16 protein-coding genes are annotated in these 17,750 nt (G+C 47.3%); 4 read left to right on the top strand and 12 right to left on the bottom strand.

Features of this window, described 5'->3' with window-relative positions; translation table 11 throughout:
- Positions 1–98 precede the first annotated feature (98 nt).
- The 7 genes from AMS66_RS22635 to AMS66_RS22605 all read right to left on the bottom strand — a co-directional run bounded on the left by AMS66_RS22635 (position 99) and on the right by AMS66_RS22605 (position 6,834).
- Positions 99–1,196 (bottom strand): PdaC/SigV domain-containing protein, encoded by a 1,098-nt coding sequence (locus tag AMS66_RS22635; protein WP_053782953.1) that lies wholly within the window; start codon positions 1,194–1,196, stop codon positions 99–101.
- A 365-nt stretch (positions 1,197–1,561) separates the two neighbouring features.
- Positions 1,562–2,317 (bottom strand): SIMPL domain-containing protein, encoded by a 756-nt coding sequence (locus AMS66_RS22630; protein WP_053782952.1) that lies wholly within the window; start codon positions 2,315–2,317, stop codon positions 1,562–1,564.
- 147 nt (positions 2,318–2,464) lie between these two features.
- Positions 2,465–2,734 carry an HPr family phosphocarrier protein gene (locus tag AMS66_RS22625; protein WP_017691248.1) on the bottom strand — a complete coding sequence of 90 codons (270 nt, stop codon included), beginning with the start codon at positions 2,732–2,734 and terminating at the stop codon, positions 2,465–2,467.
- 253 nt (positions 2,735–2,987) lie between these two features.
- Positions 2,988–3,926: a DNA-binding protein WhiA gene (gene whiA / locus AMS66_RS22620; RefSeq protein ID WP_053782951.1), complete on the bottom strand. Its 939-nt coding sequence runs from the start codon at positions 3,924–3,926 to the stop codon at positions 2,988–2,990.
- A 6-nt stretch (positions 3,927–3,932) separates the two neighbouring features.
- Complete coding sequence (locus AMS66_RS22615) at positions 3,933–4,919, bottom strand: gluconeogenesis factor YvcK family protein (protein WP_053782950.1); 987 nt, start codon at positions 4,917–4,919, stop codon at positions 3,933–3,935.
- A 13-nt stretch (positions 4,920–4,932) separates the two neighbouring features.
- Complete coding sequence (rapZ, locus tag AMS66_RS22610) at positions 4,933–5,832, bottom strand: RNase adapter RapZ (protein ID WP_053782949.1); 900 nt, start codon at positions 5,830–5,832, stop codon at positions 4,933–4,935.
- Positions 5,833–5,883: 51 nt separating this feature from the next.
- Positions 5,884–6,834 carry an ROK family glucokinase gene (locus AMS66_RS22605; protein WP_053782948.1) on the bottom strand — a complete coding sequence of 317 codons (951 nt, stop codon included), beginning with the start codon at positions 6,832–6,834 and terminating at the stop codon, positions 5,884–5,886.
- A 362-nt stretch (positions 6,835–7,196) separates the two neighbouring features.
- Here AMS66_RS22605 and AMS66_RS22600 point away from each other — a divergent pair, with 362 nt between their 5' ends.
- Genes AMS66_RS22600 through AMS66_RS22585 form a run of 4 tightly spaced genes read left to right on the top strand, consistent with a single transcriptional unit; the run spans position 7,197 to position 10,631 of the window.
- Positions 7,197–8,150 (top strand): ABC transporter ATP-binding protein, encoded by a 954-nt coding sequence (locus AMS66_RS22600; RefSeq protein ID WP_053782947.1) that lies wholly within the window; start codon positions 7,197–7,199, stop codon positions 8,148–8,150.
- 1 nt (position 8,151) lies between these two features.
- The gene (locus AMS66_RS22595; RefSeq protein WP_053782946.1) at positions 8,152–8,889 is read left to right on the top strand and encodes an ABC transporter permease; all 738 of its coding nucleotides are present in this window, start codon (positions 8,152–8,154) and stop codon (positions 8,887–8,889) included.
- A gap of 9 nt (positions 8,890–8,898) precedes the next feature.
- A complete protein-coding gene (locus AMS66_RS22590) occupies positions 8,899–10,026 on the top strand; it encodes a sensor histidine kinase (protein WP_053782945.1) in 1,128 nt (375 codons plus the stop codon).
- A 2-nt stretch (positions 10,027–10,028) separates the two neighbouring features.
- Positions 10,029–10,631, top strand: coding sequence for a response regulator transcription factor (locus tag AMS66_RS22585; protein WP_053782944.1), 603 nt, complete (start codon positions 10,029–10,031; stop codon positions 10,629–10,631).
- A gap of 170 nt (positions 10,632–10,801) precedes the next feature.
- Here AMS66_RS22585 and AMS66_RS22580 read toward each other — a convergent pair whose 3' ends face one another.
- From AMS66_RS22580 to AMS66_RS22560, 5 genes are all read right to left on the bottom strand, one after another.
- On the bottom strand, positions 10,802–11,833 hold the full coding sequence (locus AMS66_RS22580; RefSeq protein WP_029881471.1) for an AI-2E family transporter: 1,032 nt from the start codon (positions 11,831–11,833) through the stop codon (positions 10,802–10,804).
- Between the two features lie 160 nt (positions 11,834–11,993).
- Positions 11,994–12,953, bottom strand: a complete 960-nt coding sequence (gene trxB, locus AMS66_RS22575; RefSeq protein ID WP_053782943.1) for a thioredoxin-disulfide reductase — start codon at positions 12,951–12,953, stop codon at positions 11,994–11,996.
- A 171-nt stretch (positions 12,954–13,124) separates the two neighbouring features.
- Positions 13,125–14,858: a tetratricopeptide repeat protein gene (locus AMS66_RS22570; RefSeq protein WP_053783020.1), complete on the bottom strand. Its 1,734-nt coding sequence runs from the start codon at positions 14,856–14,858 to the stop codon at positions 13,125–13,127.
- A gap of 194 nt (positions 14,859–15,052) precedes the next feature.
- On the bottom strand, positions 15,053–16,804 hold the full coding sequence (locus tag AMS66_RS22565) for a hypothetical protein (protein WP_053782942.1): 1,752 nt from the start codon (positions 16,802–16,804) through the stop codon (positions 15,053–15,055).
- 39 nt (positions 16,805–16,843) lie between these two features.
- Positions 16,844–17,716 (bottom strand): carbohydrate ABC transporter permease, encoded by an 873-nt coding sequence (locus AMS66_RS22560; RefSeq protein ID WP_053782941.1) that lies wholly within the window; start codon positions 17,714–17,716, stop codon positions 16,844–16,846.
- Positions 17,717–17,750 lie beyond the last annotated feature (34 nt).

Genomic DNA, 17,750 nt, shown 5'->3' with positions numbered 1-17,750 from the left:
ATGGCGTTACGCTAGCAATAAACCCAACACTAACGCACATCTAACAAATTAAGCACACGCTATTAGCCAACATTTCAACGAAATGAAATTTTAATACTTTACTTGTTTGCTGTTAAGCCACTAAACGGCTCTGTTCCTTTCGGAAGCAACTCTTTATACGTGAACGGGAATTCCGGGAAGCCTTCTGCGTAAGCTGTGTACTCATACAACTGGAAGAATACAACCACACCTGTTGGTGTCACATAGAAATCCTGATCCTTATTCAGGCCTTTATAGCCTTCAAGGTAACCACCACGAGCTTTAAGCTGATCTCCAACTTTTTTGCTTACCGTTTCACGCACGGTTTTGTTGTTTTGAATCACATCATCCAGACTCAATTCCTTACCGGAATCAAGGGCGAAGGAGTGTCCTGAACGCGTCGTCATGCCATGTGCACCAGCATAGTCCTCATAACGCTGAGTAACCAGACCCAGCACACCATTTTCGTTGTACGTTACGACATAAGAGCTCTCAAATGCATATGGGCGGTTCGCTGCTGCGTCGCCAAATTCCTTGGTTTGTTTTTTGAAATCTGCTACAAAAGCATCCACTTCATCCTTCAGCACCTTGTTGATGGCCGCTTCTGCTTTATCGCTAGCCAGTCCGCTTACCTGAGGATATTGAATATCGACTTCGGCGTTCTTGATGCTGACTTTCAATGTTGCCGGCTTAATCGCCACACTATTCTGCTTCACCTTGCTCAGTGTCAGTGTCTTCGCTTTTCCATCCCAGCTGCCCTGAACACCCAGATAATCTCTCATTGCAGAGAATGGAATATACAATCGGCCATTAATCAGCTTCGCTTCCACCTGTGGGTAGTAGTTGTTAATTCTAACACTCGGCGAACCATCAATCAGGCTGATTGTCATCGTATTATTGGCTGCCGTTAAGGCATACTCCTTAGCCTTTGCATCATATTTCAAGCTTCCACCCGCAACATCCTTCACTGCGGTAAGCGATACCCAGGTAGAGCCACCTTGCAGAAGTCCTTTTTGAGTAAGTGACTTGCCTCCAGATTTCAGGGTTACCTCCGTAGGTGTTGTCACTTTTGTCGATACCGAAGCCGCCTGTACGGAATTATCCTGCCATACAGCCCCACTCCCCACAATAATTCCTGCCGCCAATAGTGCACTTGTCCATTTTTTCCATGATGTCATATATATAACTCCTCTCTCGAATTCAAATTTGAGTGTCATTGCGTATGTATCCTGACTTGATCGTATGCCCCATACGCTCACCTCTTTATTATAATTAACCCAATTCCGGAAAGGTTTACAGCTCCAGTTACAATGTTGTTCAATCCAGATGCCTATAATGAAGGTTTTGTTACGAACAAACGAACAAAAAAGATACTAAAAAACAGCATTTTATTTCGCCATATTTCAACTCTTCTTTTCAAACTTCATCAAAGTCCGCCTTTATAACAAAAAAAGACGTCGTCCAATGGACAACATCTTTGTCATTATTGCCCTTCGCCCGATGAAGCATATCTTTAACGGACATTCAGCAATAATTATTTTGCTTATTTCATTTCATAAGTAATATTCAGCGTTGTACTTACTTTAACCTGTCCTGTTTCAATTTCTGTGCCTCCAGCAGAATCAGCTTGCGACTTGGACATCAGAGCCTCACTTGCATAGAATACAGGTACATTCGCGTCACCTTGGCTCACGGACAGAACAGCACCCAGTTGACGTTTAACCGCTTTTGCAATTGCTCCAGCTTTTACATCAGCATTGGCAACAGCTTTTTCAATCACTTGAGCCTCAAAGCTCTCCGGTTTTTCTACCGTAAAACGAACGTTTTCAATATTGTTGGCACCAGCTTGGGAAGCGGCATCCAAAAGCTCTCCGATCTTGTCCATCTGACGGTAAGTTACGGTAAGTGTGTGATGAGCTGTGTACCCTTTGATCTTCTGTCCATCTTTTTCACTATACGTGTAATTAGGCTGTACGTAGAACTGACTGGTTTGAATATCGTCTGCACTGATTTTCCACGTACTTTTCAGCAGATTGCTCACCTTTTGAATTTTCGCTGCATTCGCTTTTTGAGCAGAGGCAGCTGTATCCGCCGTACTGTTCACTCCGATGGAAAGATAAGCGATGTCAGGCTTCACCTGAATCTCACCTGTACCCACAACGTTAATCACGTTTTGCTGTACCCCCTGTACCTCAGCAGCATACGCATAATTACTAGGCGCCACCCACGCCGTACCTCCAACAAGCAATGTACCTGCAACCATCACCGCACCCAGCGGTTTCATCCATAATTTACCCATTACGTTAGCCTCCTTAAGTTTTAACATCTCAATCTCAAATCGATTTGATACCTAACAGACGGGCTTAATTCCATAATGTTGCACTTGACAGTCATAAAACGCAAAAAAGCCCCTTTCGGGACTTCTTCATTGGGTTCAAATCATATCTTATTGGTTCTCAAGCTCTTCCTTGCTTACCAGACTAACTAAAGCGTTTACAGCCTGTTCGGCGTCCGCGCCTTCTGCACTAATCTGGATTTCCGTACCAGTACTGATTGCAAGGCTCATGATCCCCATGATACTTTTTGCATTTACTTTTTTGTCGTCCTTCTCGACGAACACTTCAGATGAGTACTTATTCGCTTCTTGAACGAACAGTGCCGCAGGTCTGGCATGGAGACCCGTTTTCAAACGGACAACTACCGGGTGCTTTGTCATGGAAACTTACCCCCTATTATGAAATCTGGACATTAAATACACAATTATATTTATAACATTATACCATTAACCAGAGCAGGACACTAGAAGAAAAAACTCAGGGTGATTGGGATGTCATTATTATGACCTATTTTAGTCTTTTTACATCGCCTCATTACCTGAGTAGCTCCCCAAGATCCTTACTTACAGGCTGACGTTAAGCTGACCTTTTGACGGAAAATCAAAACATTCCGCTTTCGCAGGTCACCCTAACTCAACCGTAACGCTCGGTACGAACCTTCTCGGCCAGCTCATCAATCTTGCGGAGCCGGTGATTCACTCCCGACTTGCTGACTGTACCCTTAAGCAGTTCGCCTACTTCCTTCAAGTTAATATCCGGATGGGCGAGTCTAACTTCAGCCACTTCACGTAGCTTTTCGGGCAATGACTCCAGACCAACTTCTTTTTGCAACAGTCTGATATTATCGATCTGTCTGACTGCTGCTCCAATCGTTTTGTTCAGGTTAGCTGTCTCACAATTGACGATTCGGTTGACGGAATTACGCATATCTCGCATGATACGCACATCCTCAAACTTGAAAAGGGCCTGATGTGCACCAATGATACTGAGCAGCTCAATGATTTTCTCGCCTTCCTTAATGTATAGGATGAATCCTTTTTTGCGTTCTATACACCGGGCATTGAGATGAAATTCATTCGCCAGGTCCACCAGGGACTGACAGTGCTCCTCATACATGGACGCAATCTCCAGGTGGTAGGATGAACCTTCGGGATTGTTGACCGAGCCTCCAGCCATAAATGCCCCTCGTAGATAGGCGCGTTTACAGCAGTTATTATTGAGCAGCTCTTCACTGATCCCCGGAGTAAACAGAAATCCTTCGGAAACAATGTACAGATCTTTTAAAATTTCCTGTACCATAGTTGGAATCCGAACAATATACACATTGTTCTTTTTCAGCCGCATTTTTTTGCGGACAAGCAATTCCGTATGCACTTGAAAATGCTTTTTTAGCAGAGAGTATGCCCGTCTTGCAATGGCGGCATTCTCCGTCGAAATATCCAAGATGACTTTTTTATTCGATAACTGCACCGCACCAAGCATACGGATGAGGGCTGAAAGTTCCGCCTTTTCGCAGCACGGTTCGCTTTCGATCATCGTTAGTTCTTTTTTGGTCTGTGCTGCAAACGACATGGGACTTCACCTCTTCCGTAACATCCAATTTTGTACAAGTTGATAGATGTGATGGCTCAGTTTATCGGCATCATGCCGCAGATAGGTCCGGAACAAGACCAACGTATCCGCAACGACTTGATAGCCGGCACTCTTCAGCACATTCATATCCAGCACAACCGGTTTAGCTCCTTTTTCCGCATACTTATTCTGCACCTGCAGCGGAATATCACCATTATTTACAATGACATAATCGAAAATTTGGTGTCCTACATGTTCGTGCACCGCCTTAAGGTGGTCACTCACCGTGTAATTATCCGTCTCTCCCGGCTGTGTCATCACATTGCAAATAAACATTTTCACTGCGTCAGCCTCAACGACAGCTTCAGCCAGCTTAGGCACTAGCAGATTGGGCAGAATGCTCGTGTAGAGACTACCTGGTCCAATCAGAATGGCGTCTGCCTGACGAATGGCTTCAACAGCCTCTGGCAACGGCTCCACGTGATCCGGTTCAAGGAAAACGCGTTTGATCCGTAGACCAGCTTCAGGGATCTTGGACTCGCCCGTAACAATCGAGCCATCCTCCATCTCTGCGTGCAGGATAACGGCCTGCCCGGCTGCGGGCAAAACCTCACCCCGAACGGCAAACACGCGGCTAAGTTCCCGCACAGCGGTTACGAAGTCGCCCGATATATCCGTCATTGCAGCCAAAATCAAGTTACCCAGGCTGTGGCCTGCAAGCCCCGCGCCTGTATTGAAGCGATAATTCAGCATATCCGACAACAACGGTTCTACATCAGCCAGCGCCGTGAGTACATTACGAATGTCGCCCGGAGGCGGCATTTGCAGCTCATTACGCAGGATGCCCGAACTTCCCCCGTCATCCGCAACCGTGACAATGGCCGTGATGTCCAGCGGCTTTTCCTTCAAACCGCGCAGCATCACGGATAGTCCGGTTCCGCCGCCCATGACTACAATTCTCGGACGTTCTCTTCGTGGTCCGGCTTCTTTCATCCCTTCACCCTCTTCAATGACGGTCCCGGTCGGCGTCGCGATGGCTCACGGTGACAGCCTCAGTTTCGCTGCTTCCCAACATTTTGCCCAAATATTCCGATATTGCTACCGAACGATGCTTGCCTCCGGTACAGCCGATTCCAATAATAACCTGGCTTTTGCCTTCCTTCCGGTATTGCGGAATCAGAAAATGCAGCATATCCAGCAGCTTGGTCAGAAACGCCTGCGTCTCCGGCCATTTCATAACATATTCGTATACATCACTATTCTGTCCCGTATTCGGACGTAAATGTTCAATATAATGCGGATTTGGCAAGAAACGAACATCAAACACCAGATCCGCATCAATCGGAATACCGTATTTGAACCCAAACGACGTAATATTTACCGACAGCATATGGCTTTCCAGATGAGAAAAGCGGGATATGATGCGCTCTTTCAGTTGAGCAGGCTTCATCGTACTTGTGTTCAGCACCTGAGTGGCGGAATTTTTGAGCTCCTCCAGCATCTTACGTTCCAGCCGGATGCCGTCCAGCGGCATGCCCTCAGGAGCGAGTGGATGTCTGCGCCGGCTCTCCTTATAGCGCTGGACCAATACAGAGTCTGTCGCGTCCAGGAATAATATTTCACAATGAATGGTAAAATGATCTTTAATATAGTTCAATGACTCGGACAAAGCCGTAAAGAACTCACGACCGCGAAGGTCGATAACCAGTGCGACCTTGCCAATTTTTCCGTTCGATTGTTCAATCAACTCCGCAAATTTCGGAATCAATACCGGCGGTAGATTATCCACACAGAAGAAACCAAGATCCTCCAGGCTTTGTACTGCAATCGTCTTGCCTGCTCCGGACATGCCCGTAATGATAATGAGCGTGGCGCCTGTGCCCGGTGAAACTTCACCTTCAAGCATAAATGTCCCCTCCTTATCATATTGCTGTCGGATTATACTGTTACGAGGTTACTAGGAACGCAAGAGAAGACCAGCCGCGCCAACAATACCTGCATTATTGCCAAGTGTTGCTTCAAGAATTTTAACCCCTTCTTGCAGCGGTTCAGGTGTCAGTTTCGCAAATACAGTGCGTACTTCATCAAACAAAATATTACCCGCTTTGGATACACCGCCACCGATAATGAACATCTCAGGGTTAATCACAGCCGCTACAGCCGCCATCGATTTGCCCAGATAGAACGCCGCACGATTGACAATACGCAGCGCAACTTCATCGCCCGCCTTGGCTGCATCAAACACTTCCTTGGCCGCAATCTTGTCGACGAGTGCCAGTGATGTATGGTCTCCACGCTCTACAGCGTCTTTGGCCATACGAATAATGCCGGTTGCTGAAGACACAGTTTCCACGCATCCCATTTTGCCGCATCCGCACTGAATCGCTTCCAGATCAGGAACAACACTGACATGACCAAGCTCACCAGCCATACCGGAGAACCCCTGATAGATCTTGCCATTTAAGATCAGTCCGCCACCAACGCCTGTACCAAGCGTATAGCATACACAGTTGTCCACGCCCTTGCCAGCGCCTGCCCAGGCTTCACCCAGTGCAGCCACGTTTGCATCGTTATCTATTTTGACCGGCTTGCCCAGACGTTCTTCCAAAATCGAACGAATGGCTACATTCCGAAATCCAATGTTAGGGGCAAGAACGATAATTCCCTCGCGTACATTGGTGAACCCAGCCACGCCCGCTCCCACACCTGCAAGCTGTTCCCAGCTGTAAGGCGATTCGACAACGATATGACGGACATACTTTTCGATGTTGGCAATGACCATGTCAACGCCCTTATCCACTTCAGTCGGTCCTTCATACGTATGCATAAGCTGACCGTGTTCATCACATATACCGACCTTGATTGCTGTTCCGCCGAGATCGACCCCAACGTAGATTTTCTCAGACATGCTACAAGCCACCTTTATCTATCTATAATAGTTTAATCCTACGTACCAACTATAATTGAAGGATACGCCTGGGTCAAGACGATAAGACCTTTGCTGTGATTAGCTTCCCCGCTATTGTGAACAACATCACAGGCTATTTTTGAATACGTATACAACCCCATTTGTCTCTATTAAAAATGCAAGCTTCATTCCTTCCTTCATAGAATAGGAAGCCTCAACTCATGATATTGCATATCCACTCGTTCCATGCGTAAAAGATGACAATTGTCATCTGAATTTCATGACAATCCTTACTAATCACGTCTCAGGCAGTTCGGTAAGATGGGATTATCTTACAGAACTGAACAAGGACGTGATTCAAGATGAGTTCAACCGTCATAAAGCTGGAACAGGTAAGCAAAAGGTACGGCAACAAAGAAGTTGTCAACAATATCTCCTTAAAGATCAGTCGTGGTTCGGTTGTTGCGATCCTTGGCCCTAATGGAGCAGGCAAAACAACAACAATGAAAATGATGCTAGGCCTGTCCACCGCTACATCAGGACTTGTAACTGTACTGAACCAGAAACCAAATCACAAACAGGTTCGGCAGAAGATTGGTGTTATGCTGCAGGACGTGAGTGTAATGGATGGACTTACCGTTCGAGAAATTATACGTATGGTACGCAGCTATTATCCCGCACCGCTTCATGAAGACCATATCGGAGAACTAACGGGGCTCTGTCCTGCCGACTTGAACAAAAGAGCAGAGAAGCTGTCTGGCGGACAAAAGCGCAGCCTGAATTTTGCTCTCTCCATGGCAGGTGATCCCGATATTCTATTCTTTGATGAACCTACAGTCGGACTAGATTCCGAAACCCGGAGACATTTCTGGGAACGAGTCCGCCAGCTAGCACAGGAAGGTAAAACCGTAATCTTCACAACACACTACCTCCATGAAGCAGATGAAGTAGCGGATCGGATTATTCTCTTTAACCGAGGTACCATCGTCGCAGACGGAACACCCGAGAATATCAAGGCCGGAATCACCATACGGACGGTTTCCTTTTCAACTTCGGAAAGTATGTTCATCAATGATTATGAGTCCAATACCGAGATGGCAGCCGAAGCCGATGTCCGTGCACAAATCGAAGAGTTGCCTGACGTGGACCGGATTGAATATCACCAAGATCGTTGCATTCTACACACCAAAAATTCGGATGCGCTGCTCCGTAACCTGATTGAACATCGGATTCCCGTTAGTGACATCCGAGTTGAAACCGGACAACTGGACGATGCCTATGCAAGCCTGATGGAAACCGTGAAGGAGGAAATTTGATATGTTGATGCTTCTCGCCCAATCCCGCGTTGAAATGCTCCGCATGTCCCGCAATGTCTACTTTATTTTCTGGTCTTTGATGATGCCCGTTGCCTTCTACTTTCTTTATACACGCATATTCACTACAGGAACAACGGATTCTGAACAATGGAATGCACACTACTTGATGTCCATGACCTGCTTCAGCATCATGGGATCCTCTATCATGACACTCGGTATCCGACTTGTCCAAGAAAGAGCACAAGGTTGGGTCGCCTACCTGCAAGTGACTCCGTTACCCAACTCGATTTATTTTGGAGGAAAAATGGTGGGGCAAACGATAATGCATCTGTTTTCCATCATCGTCATCTTTACAGCTGGATTCCTGATTAATGGTGTATCACTTCCTCCTGCTCAATGGATCGGCTCCGCCCTTTGGATTCTGGCTGGATCTCTCCCCTTTCTTGCACTCGGGACCTGCATAGGAACATTGCGGCGGGTGGACACCGCCAGTGGACTGAGCAATGCCCTCTATCTATCTCTTGCCTTGCTGGGCGGGATGTGGATGCCTCTTGACATCATGCCTAGCTGGCTCGGACAGATCGGAAACTGGCTGCCCTCCCATAGCTTTGGAAATGGAGCGTGGGTTATTATCACCGGAGGCGCGCCTGCCCTGCGCGATATCCTACTTTTGGCAGCATATCTGGTGGCGTTTATGTTACTATCCACATATATCCGTAATAAACAAAGGGAGGCGTAATCTTCAAACATGCTTCAGCATTTTGAGCTTTTCCCAAAGCGATATGGATTTTATCCTTATATATGGATGATCTATCTGGCCATGCCAATCTATTATTTATGGAACGCACAAGGACATGCGCAGTACATCGGAATAACTTCATTCATCGTTTTTATCCTGACTTATCGGCAGCTCTACATGACGTCAGGAACCTCACTCTTTTCCTATTGGCTCAGTCTACAGATGCTTTGCGTTCTGGTACTAAGCCTGGTGATCGATCCCAATATGTTTTTTCTCGGATTTTTCACAGCCAATTTTATTGGATGGTACACAGAGAAACGTCAGTTTCGAATGTTTTTGGTGATATTCGCCATCGTTCAGACCATTCCGATTGCCTTAAAGATTCAATATCTTACCGCTTATCAACTCATGTTCTTTGCGCCATTTTACCTCATTATGCTTGCTTCACCCTTCGGAATCCGCTCCATGCTGGATCGCCAAAAGCTGGAAGCCCAGCTGGATGAAGCCCAGCAGCATATCAAGGAATTAATCAAACGCGAAGAGCGAATGCGAATTGCCAGGGATCTGCATGATACCATGGGACATACGCTCTCGCTGATCACTCTGAAGAGTGAGCTGGTCACCAAACTCATTGTCAAAAATCCGGAACGTGCCATTCAAGAAGCACGGGAGATTGAGCGTACCTCCCGCGCGGCTTTGCGGGAAGTACGCCAGCTCGTCTCTGACATGCGGGCAATCAGCATTGTTGAAGCACTCGCCGATGCCAAAGAAATGTTAAAGAGTGCGGATATCGAATTTGAACTGGCAGGAGAACAGGGTCCATTTCATGATGTTCCTGATCTTACTCAGAACATGGCGAGCCTCTGTCTGCTTGAAGCCGTAACGAATATTGTAAAACACAGCAAAGCCACCTGCTGTGTAATCAAGCTGGAACGAACGCATGATGGCATAAGCATTCAGGTTAAAGATAACGGTAATGGCATGAGTCCAAATGAACATCAAGGCAATGGCCTAAAAGGGATATCTGAACGCCTGAGCCTCATCGACGGTTCCCTTCAGATTTCCTCGGACTCCAGAGGAACCGATCTTGTCTTTTCCTTTCCCCTGATCGCAGCTGAACACCAAGGAGGAATTTGAGCATGATTCGTATTTTGATTGCTGAAGATCAACGCATGCTGAGAGGTGCGCTTGCATCACTATTAGACCTTGAAGATGATTTTGAGGTCATCGGTGAAGCAGGTAATGGAGAGGAAGCTCTGAAGCAAATTGCTTCCCTCCAACCAGATCTGTGTCTTATGGATATTGAAATGCCTGTGATGAGCGGCCTGGACGTAGCAGAACGTATACAACAATTCGGTCTGCCCTGCCGTATTATCATACTCACTACCTTTGCCCGTCCGGGATTTCTGGAGCGTGCCATCCAGGCTGGTGTACAGGGATATTTGCTCAAGGACGAACCGAGCGATCGTTTGGCGGGAGCTATTCGCCGGGTTATGGATGGTGGTCGAGAGGTTTCTCCAGAGCTCGTGTTTGGTGCAGCTAAAGAGACCAATCCATTAACTGAACGTGAGAAAGAAGTGCTTAAGCTCGCAGCCACTGGCATGAATGCCAATCATATTGCTGCCTCACTTCATCTTTCCTATGGAACCGTACGCAACTACCTGTCCGAAGCTTTTAACAAGCTTGATGCCAAGAATCGCATCGAAGCCGTCAGCATTGCGGAGGAGAAAGGATGGTTGTAGAGACTAGTGCGCTCAGTTCATAAGCATCAACATTGTACTAGTTACATACGCATCCATATATACTCCAATGATATGGACAGAGAAAAACGCCTTCCCGGAACGGAAGGCGTTTCTCAACTTTTATGGACATTACCTAAACCTGATACCTTCAGCAGATATTCAGCTACTGATCACAACTTCGTTTCCACACGTATGGGCTCTTCCGTTTTTTCCATCTTGTTGACGTCCAGAATATCGAGCAGGAAGACAAAGATCGGAATACCGATGATAAGCCCCCAGATTCCAAGGAAATGTTGAGACAGAATCAGTACGATAAACGTGTAGAACATCGGCAATTTCGTTTTGTGCGCCATCAGCTTCGGATTCAGGAAGTACGTTTCCAGCGCATGAATGATGATGATCATAATGATCACGATCACGCTGAGCTGCAATCCTCCCAGTTGATAACCGATTAGACACAGTGGAATCAGTGAGATGATAACCCCCGCAACGGGTACCAGACTGAGCATGAACACCAGAATGGTCAAGGCGAACAAGTACGGGAACCCCAGTATCCATAATCCCAAAATCGTCAAAGCTGTATTGAATACCGCAATCAACAATTGCGCCTCAATCACTTTACCAAAGGAGGATACGAATTTATCTCCAAGGTACGCCACTTCATTATAGAACCAGCCGATCTTGCTTGTTTTGAACTTGGAGGTAAACTTGGAAATCTCCCGCTTCTGCAACAAGAAGAACAGACTGAGGATGATGACCAGCAGAATGAACTCCAACCATTTGCTTAACGCAAAAATATACTTCAATGCGTCGTTGGTATAGTTTTTGATATCGAACGATTGAAGATAACCTGCAATTTTGGAAGCAAAATTATCACCGTCAGCGGTATCAAGAAACTTCATGATCTCATTCGTTAACTGAACGACCTGATCCACGATCCGTGGTGAATACCTGGAGATGCCCAGTACAATGGCTGCAATAACGATAAGATAGAGCAGTATGACTACGACTTTATAGTTAACCGGAAATAAACGATTCAACTTCTCTGTGATAAAATGCTGCAACCTGTTCATGACATATGTCACCAGGAATAACAGCAAAATCATGTGCAGCATACTCCCCATGCTGAAAAGCACCAAACAAAACAACAGCAGAATCAAAAATCGCCGCACTGTTGCATTCTGTAACCAATCTTTTATCATTTCCCCCAAAGTCTTCACCTCACAGCTAATATGCCCATTATGTATACGATCTGATGCTCATTTTGGTTTCAAAAAAAGAGAAGCCTGCCGGCTTCTCACATCATGAGACTTCCCGTTGTCTCTTCTACTTAATTTATGCCAAACCATACCCTTTTCATGCTTATTTATCCAGTGTTTCGCTCCAGTCATGCACAATGCTGCCTTCAAGGAATTTCTCGCAGTCCATTGCGGCCATACACCCCGAACCTGCTGCTGTAATGGCCTGACGGTACTTCGTATCCTGAACATCACCACAGGCGAATACACCTGGAATGTTGGTCTCAGTAGTACCCGGTTTAACAACAACATAGCCGTGTTCATCCAGTGTAATCTGATTGCTCAGGAAACCCGTATTCGGTGTATGCCCAATTGCAATAAATACGCCGTCCGCTTCAAGCAATTCTTCCTGCCCAGTCTCGTTATTTCGTACCTTAAGCCCTTTTACTCCCAGAGCCTCAGGCACAACTTCGAGCGGTGTACGGTTCAACGCCCATTTCACCTTCTCGTTGCTGCGAGCCCGGTCCTGCATAATTTTCGATGCACGCAATTCGTCCCGGCGGTGAACCAGGGTAACGTCCGTCGCAAAACGGGTCAGGAAGCTGGCTTCCTCCATCGCGGAGTCTCCACCGCCGACAACGACGATCTTTTTGCCACGGAAAAAGAATCCGTCACATGTAGCACATGTGCTCACTCCACGTCCCACATTCTCCTGCTCTCCCGGAATACCGAGATACCGGGCCGAAGCACCGGTAGAGATAATGATCGAATCGGCTTCCAGTTCACCGATGCCTCCAACTTTAACCTTGAAGGGCGGTTTGCTGAAATCCACTTCTTCCACCCAACCATTTTTGAACTCAGCTCCAAAACGCTCCGCTTGCTTTCGCATATTGTCCATCAGTTCCGGACCCATGATGCCTTGCGGAAAACCAGGGAAATTCTCAACTTCCGTTGTCGTCGTCAATTGACCACCCGGTTGAAGACCTTCGATAACCAGTGGGTTTAGATTAGCACGAGCCAGATATATCGCTGCTGTCAGACCCGCAGGTCCGGTTCCGATCACAATCGTTCTGTATTTAGACATATAGATACAGCCTCCTTAATAAGGTTGAGAGTGTGTTGAGTGGCGATTAACTTTGCTATGATGATATCCTACAGGCATGTCGAGACCTATTCGTTAAGTTTACCCGTTTTCCAGGCCAATGTATCCTTCACGCAATGAAGTCTATCCCAAAGCGAGATTTTCAAGAAACATTTACAGGACTGGTGGTTTGGCGTTGCAGACTTTATTGATCTGCCGTGCATATTTGCTAACTGTGGCAGCTGATATGCCATATCGATCGGCTATGCTTTGGTAGGTCACCGGACGACTATGAATCTTGGCCGCCAAATATTCCAATCCCGCAGCCAAGCCTTCAATTTGCTTCGTGCCAGGCACCTCTGGGTGTACGCGAGATACATAGTCGGTCCACAAACGCTCCATTTCTTGCTGCAATTCGGCTTTGGCTTCAGACATCTGTAACGCACGGTCCACGACCGCCTGCCAATGCGAAGAAGGTTTCGTCTCCGTTTGCTCCGTCATCGACTCTATCTTCGGAATGGAGCGTTTGCTCAACGCAGTTAGCGGTCTCAGAACAGGAGAATCATCTTGCTTAGCTCCTTCTGAATCAAGACCATTCAGTACGGAACGAGCAACTTCCACCAGCTCTTGATCTTCACCGGGTTCCTGGATAAAGGATTCCAGTGCCTGCTGCACCTCATAATCACCAATCATACCAAGAGCATGAATGACCTGAAGCTTGGTTGCCCGATCCCCATGTCGCAACGCCCAGAAGAAAGAGGAACGAATCAAGGGATCATTTTTCATCTCTTCAGGTATGCCGTTGCCATAGTTCTCCCATTGTCTGAATTGCTCATCAAATGGCAGATGATAGTGATAACTTAGTTTTTCCGGATCTTTTTCTCCCTGTCTCACAGCCTCAAGTCCCGACAGATAGTACCGGGATACTTCCGAACCCGGGTCCAGCTTGCCCACATGACGCCACAGACGTTCAGCGGAATCGTAACGCCCCGTATTATACGCCGCGACTGCTGCATAATGTGCGAGAGCTGGGTCTGCAGCGGTTTCTTCATCCTTCAACAGGCGACGGAAATGTACATAGGCCGTATCATGTTGACCCAGGATACCCATCGTGGTAGCCAGTTTGTAGACCTGTTCGTGCTGGAAAGGCACGATAACACGCAATTTTTTGATCAAGAGCAGCACTTGGTCGGCTCGATTCTCGTTCTGATGAAAGATTGCCAAATTACACAATGCATGCAAATTACCAGGTTCCTGTTCCAGTACTTCGGCAATCGTCTCTTTCGCTTTGGGAAACAGTCCCATATAATAATAGGCAAGCGCCAAGTTGTTGCGAGCAGCCAAGTAATCAGGATAATCGGGTGATATGCCTTCCAGCAGCTCAGCCGCCTGTGCAAACTTCCCTTGTTCCAACAATTCCCGCGCCTGATCGTGCTCAACGACACCTTTACGTGATTTGATCCGGTTCAGTTTGGCTGGTCGATCCAACTCATAATACAGAAGCTCCATCATCTCTTCGGCTTCCGTCATAAACTGACCCTGGGTATCCTCCTCCAAATACGTAACAAGCGCTTGCTCAGCTTCTTCAAACCGATCCATATTCGCATAATTGTTCGCCATGTAGAAATAACATTCCGTCATGGACGGATCTACCACGTCGAGCACATGTGCTAGAACGGCATTCGAAGCTTCGTAATCCCCCTTCTCAGATAATATACCCGCCATATTACAATGATTCACCGGATTTTCCGGTTCATATTCAACAGCTTTACGAAAATATTTTAATGCCTTGTCGACGTGATTACGGTCCAGCGAGCGGACAGCTCTCTCAAAAAAGAAAGAAGCATCCAAGTGAATCGGTATAACATTGGCAAGGTGTCCCTCAGCCCGCAGTAGCTTGCCCTTCATCTTCCAAGGCACCTCCTCTTTGCTTTCATTCATACTCTCCAGTATACCACATCTTAAGGCCCACTTCTCAATATGTAGTTTCATGTCGTTTATGCCAAAAATGCGCAAAAAAGATGACACCCCCTCATCCCTTTTGAATGAAATGTCATCTTATTTGCTTCTTGGACTCTTCCTAATAAAGAGATTCATTAGAATTACAGCTTCAACGCCATGGATGGCGAAAGTGAGATATGAACCGTCTTGTGGAAAGGTGTCATGAAATTGACCAGCACAACCTTACACTTATCAGGCAGCTTCGCCTCACGTACAGTTGCCGCCAAATGCTCCATCTCGCCTCCGGTCAGCTCAATCCAGTCATCTCCACAGGAATAACGCATTGTGCCGCTCTTCCACAGATAATGGCCTTCATCCGTCTCAAGCAATTCCCCTTGGGAAAACTTGCCCTCGCTTCCGAAAACGAAAGACAACTGCACCATGAGCTGCTCCGGCTGCTCTCCCGCCAGTTTCAGTGTCCAGCCATTTTCGGTTTGTAACACTTCCGTCTGTACACGGAACGTCTGCTCATGGGTAAGCGTTCGACTCTGATGGGGCAACAAATACCACGGACTGATGGCTGTTCCCGCCGTCTCAGGCAGTTGACTATCAGGGATCGGACCATAGTAGCCCTTCTTCTGTTCGCCCGTCAGAAGGTAACCTGCTGGAAATCGAGACATGTGCTGCATCGGCACATATCCAGGATTAAAATAGGAGGCCAACTGAACAGCCAGCAGACGTACCGCACCATGACGAAGGGCAAAAAATGAAGGCACCTCCGTCATTACGGTCGCGCTTGTAATGCCCCTCCGAATACGCGCTACAGGTGCGCCGAAGTCCGTATGCATCCGGCTGTACGAGATATGTCCATGATGACCTGCCGAATCCATTCGCTGCAAATAACCCTCCCTCACAAATCGTTCGTTCAGTATGATCTCGTACAGCTCAGGCAGCTGATCGCGTGCCTTACCTACCTGCTGAAGCTCTGGCTCCAGCAGCAGCCGAACGAGCGCATTGACCGAACATACACCGGGATCTGTTAACATTTCTCCCGCCCAATCGGCCATGCCCGCAAAGATCGGATCACCATCCAACCGAGCCAAAATGGCATACGGCAAGTAATACGGTGATAAATCATGCACGCTCCCCAGATCCTGGCGACCCGAGTAATCCGTAACAACCTCACCGGTTGGATGTACAAGATACACCATCATGCGCAGATTGAGCCTCACTGGTTCCAACAACTCGGGACGATTTAACAGACGCGCCGCATGTATTAACATGATATCACTGACCGCACTGTAAATTCCGTTACTCCGTTCAGTCCACTCCCCATCGGGCGTAATATCCATACCTTCAGCCAGCCACTGCTCTGCACGCTGCACGGCTTCCTCCAGGCCAAACAATTGATGCAGGAAACCGAGCGCCGCGCATAGCACCCAGCGATGATTCGGCGTATGACAGCCTCCAGTCAGCAAGACCGGAACAGTTCGTTCCAGAAACAGGCGCATATTGTCCAGCACAGGTTGCAATGGCTCCCAGTCCTGCTGCTGAAGAAGTTGATATAACTGGGCATATCCCACGACGAGAAATGCGGTATCCGGCGGAGAATGGGAATTGGTCCAGCCGGGGGAGATGGAGCCGTCTCCATGCTGATTGCGGAGTACGTACTCCGATGCAAGCTGCAGACGGTTTAACAGTTCTTCATCCCGATAATAGATCGAATCCGGATTGACGAGCGCCGCTCCCCAGTAACACATGTCCGTAGGTGTTCCGGTCGTGTGGTTGACCCAGGCGATGCCTGTAGAGGGATCAATCGTTCCCCCATAATAGCGGCTTTCCGGATCAAGCACTTGCCGGGATATCCCTTTTTGCACTGCTCTATCATTGCTTTTCACCAGTTGTCTGTACATGTCTAGTCCCTCCAAACAAATGCAATTATTCCGTTATCATCAACCCTTAACTGCCCCAAGCATAGCACCGCTAACAAAGTATTTCTGCAGCCATGGATAGACGAGTAGAATCGGCACGGTGGCAAAAATAACGGTGGCAGCCTTAAGACTTTCCGGGGTTAATGGAGCGCGATTGGCACCTTCCATCTGTGTAAGCTCACTCACCATGTTGTTTTGCACCATTTGGAACAGTTTGAGCTGAAGCGGATACAGCTTAGGATCGTTAATATACATCAGGGAATCCTGGAAACCATTCCAGCGACCAACCGCGTAGAAAAGTCCCAACGTAGCCATGACTGGCATCGAGAGCGGCAATATGATTTTCAACAGTGTGTGCAGATGTGAACTGCCGTCAATTTCAGCCGACTCCTCCAGACTTTCCGGTATACCATTGAAAAAGGAGATAAGGATAATAAGGTTAAACGGACTGACCAGACCTGGCAGAATCAGCGCCCACGGCGAATTCAGCAAGTGCAGGTCACGAATGAGCAAGTACTCGGGAATGATTCCTCCACTAAAGAACATCGTAATGATAATCACGTACATGAAGAGCTTGCGTCCCTTTAATTTTTTCTTCGTCAGCGGGTAGGCAGCTGCAATCGTGAACACCATGCACAACACCGTTGTCACGATCGTCAAGAGGGCAGTATATCCCAGGGAATACAGCATCGAATGATCGGAGAACACCTTCACATACGCATCCCAATTGAATTCTTTGGGGAAAATGGTCACCTCACCCGAAGTAATCGCACGATTAGAGCTTAAAGATATGGCAATCGTGTGCAGAAACGGAGCGAGACAGAACACAACGAACAAGCTAATAAACAGGATATTAACGGTATCAAAAATCCGGTTTGAGGTGCGTTCACTCATATGCGCACAACTCCTTTACTGATGTCTACATATA

This window comes from Paenibacillus xylanivorans (assembly GCF_001280595.1).
Classification (GTDB): Bacteria; Bacillota; Bacilli; order Paenibacillales; family Paenibacillaceae; genus Paenibacillus; species Paenibacillus xylanivorans.
Note: the sequence above shows the minus strand (reverse complement) of the source record. Positions and strands in the feature narration are given on the sequence as shown.

Excerpts from the sequence above, each read along its gene's own strand:
- AMS66_RS22625 (WP_017691248.1), bottom strand. The coding sequence starts at position 2,734 with ATGACAAAGCACCCGGTAGTTGTCCGTTTGAAAACGGGTCTCCATGCC.
- AMS66_RS22560 (WP_053782941.1), bottom strand. The coding sequence starts at position 17,716 with ATGAGTGAACGCACCTCAAACCGGATTTTTGATACCGTTAATATCCTG.
- AMS66_RS22585 (WP_053782944.1), top strand. The coding sequence starts at position 10,029 with ATGATTCGTATTTTGATTGCTGAAGATCAACGCATGCTGAGAGGTGCG.
- trxB (WP_053782943.1), bottom strand. The coding sequence starts at position 12,953 with ATGTCTAAATACAGAACGATTGTGATCGGAACCGGACCTGCGGGTCTG.
- whiA (WP_053782951.1), bottom strand. The coding sequence starts at position 3,926 with ATGTCGTTTGCAGCACAGACCAAAAAAGAACTAACGATGATCGAAAGC.
- AMS66_RS22600 (WP_053782947.1), top strand. The coding sequence starts at position 7,197 with ATGAGTTCAACCGTCATAAAGCTGGAACAGGTAAGCAAAAGGTACGGC.
- AMS66_RS22615 (WP_053782950.1), bottom strand. The coding sequence starts at position 4,919 with ATGAAAGAAGCCGGACCACGAAGAGAACGTCCGAGAATTGTAGTCATG.
- AMS66_RS22580 (WP_029881471.1), bottom strand. The coding sequence starts at position 11,833 with ATGATAAAAGATTGGTTACAGAATGCAACAGTGCGGCGATTTTTGATT.
- AMS66_RS22590 (WP_053782945.1), top strand. The coding sequence starts at position 8,899 with ATGCTTCAGCATTTTGAGCTTTTCCCAAAGCGATATGGATTTTATCCT.
- AMS66_RS22570 (WP_053783020.1), bottom strand. The coding sequence starts at position 14,858 with ATGAAGGGCAAGCTACTGCGGGCTGAGGGACACCTTGCCAATGTTATA.
- rapZ (WP_053782949.1), bottom strand. The coding sequence starts at position 5,832 with ATGCTTGAAGGTGAAGTTTCACCGGGCACAGGCGCCACGCTCATTATC.
- AMS66_RS22635 (WP_053782953.1), bottom strand. The coding sequence starts at position 1,196 with ATGACATCATGGAAAAAATGGACAAGTGCACTATTGGCGGCAGGAATT.
- AMS66_RS22605 (WP_053782948.1), bottom strand. The coding sequence starts at position 6,834 with ATGTCTGAGAAAATCTACGTTGGGGTCGATCTCGGCGGAACAGCAATC.
- AMS66_RS22595 (WP_053782946.1), top strand. The coding sequence starts at position 8,152 with ATGTTGATGCTTCTCGCCCAATCCCGCGTTGAAATGCTCCGCATGTCC.
- AMS66_RS22565 (WP_053782942.1), bottom strand. The coding sequence starts at position 16,804 with ATGTACAGACAACTGGTGAAAAGCAATGATAGAGCAGTGCAAAAAGGG.
- AMS66_RS22630 (WP_053782952.1), bottom strand. The coding sequence starts at position 2,317 with ATGGGTAAATTATGGATGAAACCGCTGGGTGCGGTGATGGTTGCAGGT.